This window comes from Geobacillus sp. DSP4a (genome assembly GCF_013096875.1).
In the GTDB taxonomy this organism is placed as follows: domain Bacteria; phylum Bacillota; class Bacilli; order Bacillales; family Anoxybacillaceae; genus Geobacillus; species Geobacillus thermophilus.
Genome location: NZ_SDLD01000020.1, coordinates 45,707 through 58,160, shown reverse-complemented (window position 1 = coordinate 58,160; position 12,454 = coordinate 45,707). Strand labels below are relative to the sequence as shown.

Here is a 12,454-nt window from a genome sequence, read left to right as displayed (position 1 = left end):
GGCTACGCATCGTCGCCTTGGTGAGCCGTTACCTCACCAACTAGCTAATGCGCCGCGGGCCCATCCGCAAGTGACAGCCCAAAGGCCGCCTTTCAACCGAAGACCATGCGGTCTTCGGTGTTATCCGGTATTAGCTCCGGTTTCCCGGAGTTATCCCGGTCTTGCGGGCAGGTTGCCCACGTGTTACTCACCCGTCCGCCGCTGACCGAATCAAGGCAAGCCCTGATCCGGTCCGCTCGACTTGCATGTATTAGGCACGCCGCCAGCGTTCGTCCTGAGCCAGGATCAAACTCTCCAAAGAAAGTTGATTGGCTTTTGCTTCGGCCCATGCGGACCTCCGCTTTTCGTCGCGCTTCGTTTCGTTCAGTTTTCAAGGAACGCTGTAAGTTTTCCTTTGTAAGCAGCTCTTTTATATTATCATAACACTTTTTTGATGTCAACCACTTTTTTGCTTCGCTGTTGCCAAGCTGCTTTTCCGAACAGCGACGTTTAAAAATATACCACTTTACCTCCAAAAATGCAAGATAATATTTTTAGGAAGTTTGCGGATCCCAATCCATGTTTATCCCCACCCCCGCTTTTGCCTACTCTGGCGCCAAGGAGTGGCAATTATGTTTCATAACCGCCATAGACCGCCGCATAAGATGTACATAGGACAACTGTTTAGGGAGGGATGGAAGCCATGTTTTACGCACTAAATGGGCGGACATTGAAAAAAGCTCTCATTATTATTTGTTCTGCTTTTTTCACTGCGTTCATCCTATACGCTTATGAAATGAACCGACCCGTGTTTTCGCTTTCCTCTGGGCCTAAGGCCGTGTACAAGGTGGACAATGACCGCGATGAGGTGGCATTGACGTTTGACATTAGCTGGGGGGATGAGAACGCGGAAAAAATTTTGGACGTATTGAAGCAACACGGGATTAAAAACGCAACCTTTTTTTTATCAGCCTCATGGGCTGAACGCCATCCGTCCGTCGTAAAGCGGATCAAAGAGGAAGGGCATGAAATCGGCAGCATGGGGTATAATTTTGTCAATTATGCAGAACTCGAGAACGCTAAAATCCGCCAAGATTTAATGATGGCGGAGAAAGTGTTCGACATGTTAGGTGTGAAAAACGTCGAGTTGCTGCGCCCCCCGGGAGGGAATTTTAACAAAAAGGTGCTAAAAGTTGCGGAGTCTCTCGGCTATACGGTTGTGCATTGGAGCGTTGACTCGAAGGACTGGCTGAATCCCGGCACAGAGCAAATTGTCGCCAACGTCACAAGCGATTTGGAGCCGGGCGATATTGTGCTCCTTCACGCGTCCGACTCGGCCAAACAAACGGCAAAGGCGCTGCCGAAAATTATTGCAGCCATGAAAGAAAACGGCTATAAAAACGCCAGCCTCTCTGAGCTGCTGGCCAACGGTGAAGCAGAAAGCAAAGGGATCGACTAAAAAGGGCGGGAGGAGGGTTTTCGCCTAAAAGCCGCCAGCCTTCCCTCAAGACTTTAGCATGGCCGTTGCAGTTGGATGATATCCTGATCATGTTTCCTTTTAGAATGAGCGGCCCGACAAAAAAGAACAGGCGGCGCTTCACGCGGACGATCCTGCGCCGCCTGTCAATTTATGCAGTATAAGAAGTTGATATGCATTGCATACTAGTAACGGAATCAGCATCAAATATAACCAGTCTCGGTCATTGATGCGCAAAACGGGAAACCATTCAATCACCGTTACCACGACCATAAAGAACAGCGCCGGGACGAATGCCCCTTTGTTCGTCTGCGCGCTTTTTATGTAGGCAACGGCTAAGCCAACCGCCAAAATAAACAAGGCGGTCAATACATACGGGATGATCGAATCGCCTTTATCCGCAAACACCATGTAGCGGAAATAGACTAGATCGAACAGCACGAACATGATCAAAACAAGCTGGACAGCGTTCCAGAGGGAACGGAACATGCCAAGTCCGAACCGATGGACGGTCAAATAGGCAAAAAAGCCCGCCTGGCTGATGACGCTGAAAATAAAGCCGACGCCGACATGCCAAAGCAATACGGCAAGAAATTCAATGACCTCGAAACGTACAAGGAGATGTCCAAACTCTTTCCAATTCAAAACTATCCCGACGGCTGCTGTCGCGATTCCGCCGATCAGCAGCGTGGTCAAAAATAAACGCACCCATTTGCGGCTGTTCACAGCTTCATCCTCCATCATTTCAGCATAACCCGCTTACCATTTTACCAGCGCCCTTGTGAAAAAGCCAGCTCCGATCTCCCCCATGTATATTTTTTTCGCCAACATTCATATTAAGGGTGAGGGATTTTTGCAGAAAGGAGCTCACTTTCATGAACAAATGCCTACCGCTCCTCTTGCTCAGTTTTCTCGTTCTTGGTTCCTGTGCCCCTCAAGAAACCAGCCCCCCTCCCCCGGATTATGACGAAACGAAAAAGATGGTTGTTGACATTTTAAAAACCGACGAGGGGAAAAAGGCGATTCAAGATATTATGTCGGAAGATCAGATGAAGCAGCAACTAGTCATAGATCAAAAAGCTGTAAAAGAAACGCTGCAACAAATGCTGACATCCGATCAAGGAAAAAAGTTCTGGGAAAGTGCGTTAAAAGACCCGAAATTCGCTGAAAGTTTTGCCAAAGGGCTGCAAGCAGAACATGAAAAAATGATGAAGGCGCTCATGAAAGATCCCGATTACCAGGCGCTGATGATCGATATTTTAAAAGATCCAGAAATGGAAAAAGCCATGGTCGATGTCTTAAAAAGCAAAGAGTTCCGCCAGCATTTGCAAAAGGTGATCACGGAAACGTTGAACAGCCCGCTGTATCAGGCGAAAATTCAAGATATGTTGATGAAAGCAGCTGAAAAGGTTCAGCAAGGCGGAGAAAAACAAGAAGAAGGCGGAGTGGAAGGGGGAGAGTGAGAAGAAAGCGCCGGCAACCAACAAGGCGGAGGAGATTCATCAAGCAAAAAGCGTCCGTGCGCTGAAAACCGCCAACGCTCTAATCGGCGGTTTCTCTCCATCGGACGCTTTTTGTGAAACCGATTAATATTTTGCAACGATTTTGCGGGCGATATCCATATAAATTTTCCCGATCGGATGATCTTCTGCGTAAACGGACGGAGCGAAATCATCATCGTTCCAGTCCGGCTGCTGAAGGGGCAGCTGCCCGAGCAACTCCGTGTTCAGCTCCTTTGCCAGCTTTTCCCCGCCGCCTTTGCCAAAGACGTATTCCCGCTCACCCGTTTTCCGGCTTTCGTAATACGACATATTTTCAATGACACCGATAATTTCGTGGTCGGTGCGCAGCGCCATTGCCCCAGCGCGGGCGGCGACAAACGCGGCGGTCGGGTGCGGAGTGGTGACGATAATTTCTTTGCATGACGGCAAAAGCGTGTGCACGTCTAACGCGACATCGCCGGTGCCTGGAGGCAAGTCGAGCAGCAAGTAATCCAAGTCGCCCCACTCAACTTCTTTGAAGAAGTTGTTCAGCATTTTTCCAAGCATCGGGCCGCGCCAAATGACCGGAGCATTGTCCTCGACGAAAAAGGCCATCGAAATGACTTTCACCCCAAACCGCTCGACGGGGATGATTTTATCGCCCCGCACTGTCGGACGCTGAGTAATTCCCATCATGTCTGGAACGCTAAACCCATAAATATCGGCGTCGATCAACCCGACTTTTTTGCCAAGCCGGGCGAGCGCGACCGCTAAGTTGACGGAAACCGTTGATTTTCCGACGCCGCCCTTGCCGCTGGCGATGGCGATATACGTCGTTTTTTGCGGATTGTCGCTGTATTTCTCAACCACTTCGCGCGGCAGTTCGGCAAACCGCAAGCCGACGGATGCGGCGCCAGCCTCTTTCAGCTGCTGGACGATCGCCGTTTGCACGCGCAGTTGGTCAGGCGTGCCGGTTTTGGCAAGCGCGATCTTTACGCTGACATGGTTTTTCTCTTCCTTAATTTTAATTTCTTGAATGGCGTTTGTTTCCTTAAAGGTCTTGTTTAAAAACGGGTCTTTCATGTTTTCAAGAATGGCTCGCACTTCGTTTTCCGTCAGCATCGTATTCACCAACCCTTTTTCAAATCAATAGTTCCCTTATATATTTACTATACCATAAACCGCCAGATGGCTTCCATTTCGGCCCCCTGCCTGTCCCGGCTTTTCGACATTCGTTACATTGAGTGTTCTTTTCAGATGTATGAATGGCGATGGCGCGCTTTTGGACGGGGGAGAACGGTTCTCTCGCCTTGGCCGTTCTTCCCCGCTTGGAAGCAGGGCCTTTCCCGCTTCGGGACGATAAAAAACCTCGCTATTCGCGAGGGGTAGGTTCGTTCGAAAAGTAACGCAGCACTCCTTTGTAAATCGAGGCGGCGAGTTTCGTCTGGTAATGGTCAGAGGCGAGCAGCTCCCGCTCGTCCGGATTCGATAAAAATCCAACTTCAACGAGCGCTCCGGGCTTTTTGGCATGTTTTAGCAAATAAACGGTATCAATCATTTTCGCTACCCGGTGGGTGTTTTCCAAGTTGCGCCGCAACTCGGCTTGGATGAATTTGGCGAGCCGCTCGTTTTCGATGAGCGAGCCGTAATAAAACGTCTGTGCCCCCCGCCAGTGCGGGGATGGAATGGCATTGAGGTGAATGCTGATAAACAAATCCGCATCGGAATGGTTAATGAATGATGTTCGTTCGTGCAAATCTTCCGTTTTCCGCCGGCTGTAGCCGCGCGTGGACGGGCTGGCCAAATCGCGGTCTGTCTCCCGCGTCATCAGAACGAGCGCTCCTTGTTGCTGCAAGTAGTCCCGCAATTTTTTCGCGACGTTGAGCGCGATTTCTTTTTCCAGCACCTCGCCGCCGACCGCCCCGCCATCCGGCCCGCCATGGCCGGGGTCTAGGACGATAATTCGCCCGGACAATGGGAGATTCCACGGTTTTGTTGAGGTCAGATCAGAAAATAAAGACGGAAATAACAAAATTCCCGCAATGGCAGCCGCGGCAAAGGCGACAAGCCACTTCCATTTTTCTTTCATCGTTTCTCCTCCCGCACGTTTCCCTTCTCTATCTTATATGGGACAAGGGGCGGGAATAGAACTTATTCAGTGAAGTTTTAGGCGGCGCCGTTTTTTTCCCCGTTCAAACCCTTCGGTCCACCAGTCGACGATATATTGCTCGCAGGCGTAATAGAGCGACTGGCCGAGCAGATCGTCGTCGATGTTGCCCCAAAAGCAGAGAAAATCAAAAAGTGTGTCAATTAAATATTTCTCCTCTTGCGCGCAACGTCGGCGCACGCTGTCCACAGACTCCCCATAATAGCCGAACCGGCTGTAATGGGCGCCGAGCAAATACGCTTCAATGGCCAGATCAATGCAGCCTTCCTCAACAGTAGATGGGAAAATCCGGTACATTTGATAGAAAGGGGTAAAATGTTCCAACACTTTGGCCCGCAATTTCTCCAGCGACAACTCCCGCAGCATTTTCCGCTCATAGCGGAGCTGCTTTTCCTGCCTTTTTTCCGCGAATGAAGTGATGACTGTCATCGTGTTTCACGCTCCTTTACGATGTAGTGTTTAACGATCGAACGCAAACATGCGCGCGGGCCAAAGGCAGAAATAAGCAAAAAACCCAGCCAAACTGGCTGGGTTGAACAACACGGTTAACGTTTCGAGAACTGCGGAGCGCGGCGGGCGCCTTTGAGCCCGTATTTTTTCCGCTCTTTGACGCGGGCATCGCGCGTCAGCAAGCCAGCGCGCTTCAATACGGTGCGGAATTCCGGATCGACTTGAAGCAACGCGCGGGCGATGCCGTGGCGAATGGCGCCCGCTTGGCCGGCAAATCCGCCGCCGTGAACGTTCACCAACACGTCGTAGCTGCCGAGCGTTTCTGTCAGTACAAGCGGTTGCTTTACCATTTCGATAAGCGCTTCTGTCGGAATATATTCACGAATGTCTTGTTTGTTGACGATGATGCGTCCATCGCCCGGGACGAGGCGGACGCGAGCAACCGAGCTTTTGCGACGACCTGTACCGTAATATTGTACTTGTGCCAAAATAAATACCCTCCCTTGTCAATTATCCGCGAAGTTCGTATACTTCCGGTTTTTGCGCTTGATGCGGGTGTTCGCTTCCGCGGTAAACATGCAGTTTTTTGAACATTTGACGGCCAAGGCTGCCTTTTGGAAGCATGCCGCGCACCGCCCGTTCAATCATTTTTTCCGGATAATTCGTGCGCATTTCGAGCGCCGTTCTCACTTTCAAACCGCCTGGATATAAGCTGTGGCGATAGTACAATTTTTTCGTTAACTTTTTCCCTGTCAGTTCCACTTTGTCAGCATTGATGACGATCACATGATCCCCGCAGTCAACGTGCGGAGTGAACGTCGGTTTATGTTTGCCGCGCAACAGCGCTGCGACTTCGCTGGCCAGACGACCCAACGTTTTGCCGGCTGCGTCGACAACGTACCATTTACGCTCTACTTCATTCGGTTTCGCCATATAAGTCGTACGCAATGTAGTTCCCTCCTAAAAAGAAAAATGAACAAGTAAAGTTGTTTATTTCAACACGATTGCTGTCCGGGGCTAATCGTGGAAAATACATGCCATATGATATAATAGCTTGCCGGAACGCCAATGTCAAGAAGATGTTACACGGGGACTCGTTGTCTTAACTTGCTGCGCCCTATTTCCGCCGCCTAAAACAGCGAAATGGCGGTCGGAAATGGCGTTGGCGCCGGTCAACTGACGGTTGAAAACTCGTCGCCATAGTACACCCGCCATAAATACAATCCTTCCGCCGGCGCCGTCGGGCCAGCGAGCCGCCGGTCTTTGGCTGCAAGCAATGCTGCAATGTCTGCCGGGGACCGCCTCCCTTGGCCAATTTCAAGCACTGTGCCGACGATGATGCGCACCATGTTGTACAAAAAGCCGCTGCCGATGAACCGGAATTCCATCATCGAACCGTCGGTTTCCACCTCTGCCTGGTAAATGGTGCGTATGCGATCCTCCATTTCCGTTTTGGCGGAGCAGAAGCTCGTAAAGTCATGCGTCCCGATCAGTTGGCGAAGCGCTTCATCCATGGCGCCGATATGCAGCGGGTATGGATGCCACGCGCAGTAATGGCGGCGAAAGACGTCGCGGTCGGCGGCAGTCCACACTTTGTAGCGGTACTCTTTTGCCTTGGCCGAAAAGCGGGCATGAAAGGTGCTGTCTGCCTCCTCTGCCGAACGAACGGCGATATCGTCCGGAAGCTGGGCGTTTAACGCTCTTTTCCACTGTTCAGGAGAAAGCACAAGCGCCGTATCGAAGTGGATGACTTGCCCATAGGCGTGAACCCCGGCATCCGTCCTCCCGGAAGCCGTTACACGCACGGCTTTCCCTTTATGCATCCGTTTGAGCACTTCCTCAATCTCGCCTTGCACCGTCCGTTTTCCCGGCTGAATTTGATAACCGGAAAAATGGGTACCGTCATACGCTACCACGCATTTGATCCGTCTCGTCATGGCCTTCCTCCGCTATGAGCGTAATAAAAAGAGCAACAGCGCCAGCAGGGCCGTAGCGGCTAACAACACGGTGTCTGCCGGCTTCCAAGCAAGCTGGCGGAGTTTCGTCCGCCCTTCGCCGCCGCGGTAGCCGCGCGCTTCCATCGCCGTCGCCAGCTCATCCGCCCGCTTGAACGAACTGATAAACAGCGGCACAAGAAGCGAGACGATCGCCTTCATCCGCTCAGAGAACCGGCCGCCGGAAAAGTCGACGCCGCGGGCGGCTTGCGCTTTCATAATTTTTTCTGTTTCTTCCATTAAAGTTGGAATGAAGCGGAGCGAAATCGCCATCATTAAGGCGAGCTCATGAACCGGCACGCGCCATTTTTTCAATGGACTAAGCAAGCTTTCGACGCCATCGGTCACTTCAATCGGCGTTGTCGTCAGCGTCAGCATCGTCGTCATGAGCACAAGGAGCAAAAATCGCATGGAAATAAAAATTCCTTGCCGAATGCCGCCTTCGTAAACGGACAGCGCGCCAATCCGGTAGAGGACATCCCCTTCTTTCGTCATCAATACATGCAATAACAACGTAAACAACACGACCCATAAAATCGGCTTTAAGCCGCGCAAAATGAAAGAAAACGGGATGCGCGACAGGGCTGCAAAAGCAAACGTAAACAACGACAGCACCGCATACGTCACTGCATTATTCGCCAAAAAAACGATGAAAACATAGGCGAATACGATCAGCAGCTTCGCCCGCGGATCTAAGCGGTGAATGAGCGAATGGCCAGGCACGTATTGGCCGATAATGAAATGATTAGTCATGAATGCTCACCCTAGAAAACAGTTGCTGGATGGCCTCCACCGTCTGTTCGATCGTCAAACACGGAGAGGGAATGGCGACCCCAAACCGCGCTTCCAGCTCCCGCTTCAACTTGACCGTCTCCGGTACGCTAAGGCCAATGGCGGCAAGCCGATCGGCATCGCGGAACACCTCTTCCGGCGCTCCCTGCCCCCACACCGTCCCTTCATGCATGACGATGATTTGGTCGGCATAGCGGGCGGCATCTTCCATACTATGAGTCACGAGCACCGTTGTTAACCGTTTTTCGCAATGAAGACGGTAAAACATCTCCATAATCTCTTTCCGCCCGCGTGGGTCCAGCCCAGCGGTCGGTTCATCAAGCACCAGCACTTCCGGTTCAAGCGCCAGCACGCCGGCAATGGCGACGCGCCGCATTTGCCCGCCGCTTAAATCGAACGGCGATTTGGCCAACACATCCTCGCTGAGCCCGACTAGTTTGATAAGCTCTCGCGCTTTCCGTTTCGCCTCTTCTTCGGAAACGCCGAAATTAAGCGGGCCAAAACAAATATCCTTCTCGACCGTTTCCTCAAACAACTGGTGTTCCGGAAATTGGAACACAATCCCAACCTTTTTGCGCAGCGGTTTGAGCTGCTTCGGCCGCTTGTCGCCGGTGATGATCTCATCGCCGATTTTTATCGTGCCGCTTGTCGGTTGCAGCAAGCCGTTTAAGTGTTGAAGGAGCGTCGATTTGCCCGAACCGGTGTGGCCAACGATGGCGACGTATGCCCCGCTGGGAATCGACACATTCACATTATACAGCGCCCGGCGGGCGAGCGGCGAACGGGCATTGTATACATGTTCTACTTTTTCGAATACAATGTCCATAGCTCTTCGACCAACTCCTCCGTCGTCAAGTGTGCGGAACGAAGCGGAATGCCTTGTTCCCGCAAACGGCTGCCCATTTTCACGGCAAACGGCAAATCAAGGCCGATGCGCTCGAGCTTGCCCCCAAGCCGAAAGATTTGCTCCGGCGTCCCTTCCGCCATGACCTCACCTTTGTTCATCACGATGATGCGGTCGGCTTTCGCCGCTTCCTCCAAATCGTGCGTGATCGACAATACTGTAATGCGCTGTTGCCGGTTCAAGCGGCGAACCGTCTCGAGCACCTCTTCCCTTCCCCGCGGGTCGAGCATCGATGTCGCTTCATCCAAAATGATCATATCAGGGTGAAGCGCCAAAATGCCGGCGATAGCGACACGCTGCTTTTGCCCGCCGGAAAGCCGGTGCGGCTCGTGTTCGAGAAACGCCTCCATATGCACCAGGCGGATGGCTTCACGGATGCGCTCAATCATTTCATCGCGCGGAACACCATTATTTTCAAGGGCAAAGGCGATATCATCCTCGACAGTTGTCCCGACAAATTGGTTATCTGGATTTTGAAACACCATGCCGACGCGCCGGCGCACCTCCCAGACAGTCGTTTCATCGAGAGGGCGCCCAAACAGGCGAATGACGCCCCGCTCCGGCCGAAGCAAACCGATTAACAGCCGGGCAACGGTCGACTTGCCGGATCCGTTATGGCCGACAATCGCCAGCCACTCCCCGCGTCCGGCCTGGAAGCTCACGTTTTGCACTGCATACTCCGATTGGTTCGGATAACGGAAATACACTCCTTCGATCGAAAGGATCGGTTCGGCCATGATTGTTTCTCCTCGCCTTGGCACGTTTCCAGCCGTGCCTTGCTAAATGATGGTAAACAAAAAAAGGGCATAGATCCAGTTCAAACGAAACTGTCTCGCCCTTGTTGAAATGAAACCGTTACACGAGCTCAATAATGACCATCGGCGCCCCGTCTCCGCGGCGAGGACCAAGTTTCATAATGCGCGTATAGCCGCCTTGGCGGTCTTGGTAGCGCGGCGCAATGTCACTGAACAGCTTTTGCAGTGCATCTTGGCCGGTTTCACTGTTGGCGACTTCCTTGCGGATAAATGCCGCTGCTTGACGACGGGCATGCAAATCGCCGCGTTTGCCGAGCGTGATCATTTTTTCGATAACCGAGCGCAATTCTTTTGCTCGCGCTTCCGTCGTTTCGATGCGTTCATTGATGATTAAATCTGTCACTAAATCGCGAAGCAATGCTTTCCGTTGAGAAGTCGTGCGTCCTAGTTTTCTGTACGACATCAAATGTCCCTCCCTTTTAAAATGATGTGTTCCTCATTGCTGTCGTAGTCGATCGGCGCTTAACGCCAAATCTATGGCCAACGCGCATGTCCGCCCCACCGGGCGGGGCTGGCGCTTAATCGTCTTTACGGAGGCTAAGCCCCAGCTCCGCTAACTTCGCTTTCACTTCTTCGAGCGATTTGCGGCCGAGGTTGCGCACTTTCATCATATCCTCTTCCGTTTTTTGCGTCAGCTCCTGAACGGTGTTAATGCCGGCACGCTTCAAGCAGTTGTAGGAACGGACAGACAGATCGAGCTCCTCGATCGTCATTTCCAGCACTTTTTCTTTTTGATCGTCCTCTTTCTCTACCATGATTTCAGCATTTTGCGCTTCATCCGTCAAGCCGACAAAAATGTTCAAGTGCTCGGTTAAAATTTTCGCCCCAAGGGAAATGGCTTCTTTCGGCCCGATGCTCCCATCGGTCCAAACGTCGATCGTCAATTTGTCATAGTCGGTCACTTGGCCGACCCGTGTATTTTCGACCTGATAGGAAACACGGGAGACCGGCGTATAGATGGAGTCGATCGGAATCACGCCGATGGGCTGGTCCTCGCGCTTGTTCGCCTCGGCCGGGACATACCCACGTCCCCGTCTGGCGGTCATGCGCATGCGCAGGCGACCGCCTTCCGCCAGCGTAGCAATATGAAGGTCCGGGTTTAAAATTTCTACATCGCTGTCGTGAGTAATATCGGCAGCCGTGACAACTCCTTCACCCTGCACATCAATTTCCAACGTTTTCTCTTCGTCTGAATAAATCTTCAACGCCAATTTTTTGATATTCAAAATGATGGCTGTTACATCCTCGACGACGCCGTCAATCGTTGAAAACTCGTGCAGTACACCGTCGATTTGCACCGATGTCACAGCCGCACCAGGGAGTGAAGACAATAGGATACGACGTAAGGAGTTCCCTAAAGTTGTACCATATCCACGCTCAAGCGGTTCGACGACGAATTTGCCGTATTTGGCATCTTCGCTCAGTTCGACCGTTTCAATTTTCGGCTTTTCAATTTCAATCATCGATTATTATACCCTCCTTCAAAACGTCGAGACCCCGACCAAACGGTACACGCCTAACAACATTCCCCCATGAATCTCTCTTTACGCTTGCCTGCCATGGTCTTTATCATATCCCATTATTGACAATGGTTCAAATTCTATACAGGGGCGTTACACGCGGCGACGTTTTGGCGGACGGCATCCATTGTGCGGGATTGGAGTGACGTCTTTGATCGCCGTAATTTCCAACCCGGCTGCCTGCAACGCACGGATCGCTGCCTCACGGCCAGCCCCCGGACCTTTGACGTTCACTTCGACCGTTTTCATGCCGTGTTCCATCGACGCTTTCGCTGCCGCTTCGGCTGCCATTTGCGCCGCAAACGGCGTCGATTTACGCGAGCCTTTGAATCCGAGCGAACCGGCGCTCGCCCAGGCGATGGCGTTGCCATGAACGTCCGTAATCGTCACGATCGTGTTGTTGAAAGTCGAACGGATATGAGCGATGCCAGTGTCAATATTTTTTCTCACCCGGCGTTTGCGAGTGTTTGTTCTGCGTGCCATTCGTCAAATGACCTCCTTTGCGTGATTATTTTTTCTTATTCGCTACCGTACGGCGCGGACCTTTGCGCGTGCGGGCATTGTTTTTCGTGTTTTGGCCGCGAACCGGCAATCCGCGGCGATGGCGGAGTCCGCGATAGCAACCGATTTCCATCAGCCGTTTAATGTTTAACGATACTTCGCGGCGCAAATCCCCTTCCACTTTTAAGCGGCCGACGATTTCGCGAATGCGGCCAAGCTCTTCTTCCGTTAAGTCACGGACGCGCGTGTCTTCCGATACCCCTGCTTCTTTTAAGATTTTTTGCGCCGTTGGTTTGCCGATCCCGTAAATGTATGTTAACGAAATGACTACGCGCTTGTCGCGCGGAATGTCAACACCTGCAATACGTGCCATC

General features: G+C 51.9%; 16 protein-coding genes and 1 rRNA gene. 2 read left to right on the top strand and 15 right to left on the bottom strand.

From position 1 onward, the window contains the following. Positions 1-301, bottom strand: a 16S ribosomal RNA gene (locus tag ETC02_RS08960); the annotation flags it as partial. Positions 302-682: 381 nt separating this feature from the next. Here ETC02_RS08960 and pdaB point away from each other — a divergent pair. Further along, positions 683-1,438, top strand: coding sequence for a polysaccharide deacetylase family sporulation protein PdaB (gene pdaB / locus ETC02_RS08955; RefSeq protein WP_050368743.1), 756 nt, complete (start codon positions 683-685; stop codon positions 1,436-1,438). Between the two features lie 138 nt (positions 1,439-1,576). Here the strand turns inward: pdaB and ETC02_RS08950 are convergent, their stop codons facing one another. After that, on the bottom strand, positions 1,577-2,182 hold the full coding sequence (locus ETC02_RS08950; RefSeq protein WP_033008717.1) for a KinB-signaling pathway activation protein: 606 nt from the start codon (positions 2,180-2,182) through the stop codon (positions 1,577-1,579). Between the two features lie 149 nt (positions 2,183-2,331). Between ETC02_RS08950 and gerD the strand changes: the two genes are divergently transcribed. After that, the gene (gene gerD, locus ETC02_RS08945) at positions 2,332-2,919 is read left to right on the top strand and encodes a spore germination lipoprotein GerD (RefSeq protein ID WP_063210963.1); all 588 of its coding nucleotides are present in this window, start codon (positions 2,332-2,334) and stop codon (positions 2,917-2,919) included. 123 nt (positions 2,920-3,042) lie between these two features. Here gerD and ETC02_RS08940 read toward each other — a convergent pair whose 3' ends face one another. The 13 genes from ETC02_RS08940 to rpsM form a co-directional block, all read right to left on the bottom strand. Further along, entirely contained in the window at positions 3,043-4,059 is a 1,017-nt protein-coding gene (locus ETC02_RS08940) for an Mrp/NBP35 family ATP-binding protein (RefSeq protein WP_095858718.1), read from the bottom strand. Between the two features lie 250 nt (positions 4,060-4,309). Further along, complete coding sequence (cwlD, locus tag ETC02_RS08935; RefSeq protein WP_047817645.1) at positions 4,310-5,026, bottom strand: N-acetylmuramoyl-L-alanine amidase CwlD; 717 nt, start codon at positions 5,024-5,026, stop codon at positions 4,310-4,312. Positions 5,027-5,092: 66 nt separating this feature from the next. Then, the gene (locus ETC02_RS08930) at positions 5,093-5,533 is read right to left on the bottom strand and encodes a YbaK family protein (protein ID WP_094239436.1); all 441 of its coding nucleotides are present in this window, start codon (positions 5,531-5,533) and stop codon (positions 5,093-5,095) included. A 116-nt stretch (positions 5,534-5,649) separates the two neighbouring features. Then, positions 5,650-6,042, bottom strand: a complete 393-nt coding sequence (rpsI, locus tag ETC02_RS08925) for a 30S ribosomal protein S9 (protein WP_033008697.1) — start codon at positions 6,040-6,042, stop codon at positions 5,650-5,652. A 22-nt stretch (positions 6,043-6,064) separates the two neighbouring features. Next, positions 6,065-6,502: a 50S ribosomal protein L13 gene (gene rplM / locus ETC02_RS08920; RefSeq protein ID WP_033017233.1), complete on the bottom strand. Its 438-nt coding sequence runs from the start codon at positions 6,500-6,502 to the stop codon at positions 6,065-6,067. Between the two features lie 224 nt (positions 6,503-6,726). Next, on the bottom strand, positions 6,727-7,491 hold the full coding sequence (truA, locus tag ETC02_RS08915; protein ID WP_171698215.1) for a tRNA pseudouridine(38-40) synthase TruA: 765 nt from the start codon (positions 7,489-7,491) through the stop codon (positions 6,727-6,729). Between the two features lie 12 nt (positions 7,492-7,503). Beyond that, positions 7,504-8,301 carry an energy-coupling factor transporter transmembrane component T family protein gene (locus tag ETC02_RS08910; RefSeq protein WP_050368063.1) on the bottom strand — a complete coding sequence of 266 codons (798 nt, stop codon included), beginning with the start codon at positions 8,299-8,301 and terminating at the stop codon, positions 7,504-7,506. Then, positions 8,294-9,166 carry an energy-coupling factor ABC transporter ATP-binding protein gene (locus tag ETC02_RS08905; protein WP_033008692.1) on the bottom strand — a complete coding sequence of 291 codons (873 nt, stop codon included), beginning with the start codon at positions 9,164-9,166 and terminating at the stop codon, positions 8,294-8,296. The genes ETC02_RS08910 and ETC02_RS08905 overlap by 8 nt, the downstream gene beginning before the upstream one ends. Continuing rightward, the gene (locus ETC02_RS08900) at positions 9,142-9,981 is read right to left on the bottom strand and encodes an energy-coupling factor ABC transporter ATP-binding protein (RefSeq protein WP_033008690.1); all 840 of its coding nucleotides are present in this window, start codon (positions 9,979-9,981) and stop codon (positions 9,142-9,144) included. The genes ETC02_RS08905 and ETC02_RS08900 overlap by 25 nt, the downstream gene beginning before the upstream one ends. A gap of 118 nt (positions 9,982-10,099) precedes the next feature. Continuing rightward, on the bottom strand, positions 10,100-10,462 hold the full coding sequence (rplQ, locus tag ETC02_RS08895) for a 50S ribosomal protein L17 (protein ID WP_063210961.1): 363 nt from the start codon (positions 10,460-10,462) through the stop codon (positions 10,100-10,102). A 115-nt stretch (positions 10,463-10,577) separates the two neighbouring features. Further along, positions 10,578-11,522 (bottom strand): DNA-directed RNA polymerase subunit alpha, encoded by a 945-nt coding sequence (locus ETC02_RS08890; protein ID WP_033008688.1) that lies wholly within the window; start codon positions 11,520-11,522, stop codon positions 10,578-10,580. 150 nt (positions 11,523-11,672) lie between these two features. Then, entirely contained in the window at positions 11,673-12,062 is a 390-nt protein-coding gene (gene rpsK, locus ETC02_RS08885) for a 30S ribosomal protein S11 (protein ID WP_011229644.1), read from the bottom strand. Between the two features lie 25 nt (positions 12,063-12,087). Then, a complete protein-coding gene (gene rpsM, locus ETC02_RS08880) occupies positions 12,088-12,453 on the bottom strand; it encodes a 30S ribosomal protein S13 (RefSeq protein ID WP_008881920.1) in 366 nt (121 codons plus the stop codon). Between the last annotated feature and the right edge of the window lies 1 nt (position 12,454).

Bases quoted from the DNA above. Each gene is read 5' to 3' on its own strand.
- rpsM (WP_008881920.1), bottom strand. From the start codon at position 12,453: ATGGCACGTATTGCAGGTGTTGACATTCCGCGCGACAAGCGCGTAGTC.
- ETC02_RS08930 (WP_094239436.1), bottom strand. From the start codon at position 5,533: ATGACAGTCATCACTTCATTCGCGGAAAAAAGGCAGGAAAAGCAGCTC.
- ETC02_RS08900 (WP_033008690.1), bottom strand. From the start codon at position 9,981: ATGGCCGAACCGATCCTTTCGATCGAAGGAGTGTATTTCCGTTATCCG.
- rpsK (WP_011229644.1), bottom strand. From the start codon at position 12,062: ATGGCACGCAGAACAAACACTCGCAAACGCCGGGTGAGAAAAAATATT.
- cwlD (WP_047817645.1), bottom strand. From the start codon at position 5,026: ATGAAAGAAAAATGGAAGTGGCTTGTCGCCTTTGCCGCGGCTGCCATT.
- ETC02_RS08910 (WP_050368063.1), bottom strand. From the start codon at position 8,301: ATGACTAATCATTTCATTATCGGCCAATACGTGCCTGGCCATTCGCTC.
- truA (WP_171698215.1), bottom strand. From the start codon at position 7,491: ATGACGAGACGGATCAAATGCGTGGTAGCGTATGACGGTACCCATTTT.
- gerD (WP_063210963.1), top strand. From the start codon at position 2,332: ATGAACAAATGCCTACCGCTCCTCTTGCTCAGTTTTCTCGTTCTTGGT.
- ETC02_RS08940 (WP_095858718.1), bottom strand. From the start codon at position 4,059: ATGCTGACGGAAAACGAAGTGCGAGCCATTCTTGAAAACATGAAAGAC.
- pdaB (WP_050368743.1), top strand. From the start codon at position 683: ATGTTTTACGCACTAAATGGGCGGACATTGAAAAAAGCTCTCATTATT.
- ETC02_RS08905 (WP_033008692.1), bottom strand. From the start codon at position 9,166: ATGGACATTGTATTCGAAAAAGTAGAACATGTATACAATGCCCGTTCG.
- rplQ (WP_063210961.1), bottom strand. From the start codon at position 10,462: ATGTCGTACAGAAAACTAGGACGCACGACTTCTCAACGGAAAGCATTG.
- ETC02_RS08890 (WP_033008688.1), bottom strand. From the start codon at position 11,522: ATGATTGAAATTGAAAAGCCGAAAATTGAAACGGTCGAACTGAGCGAA.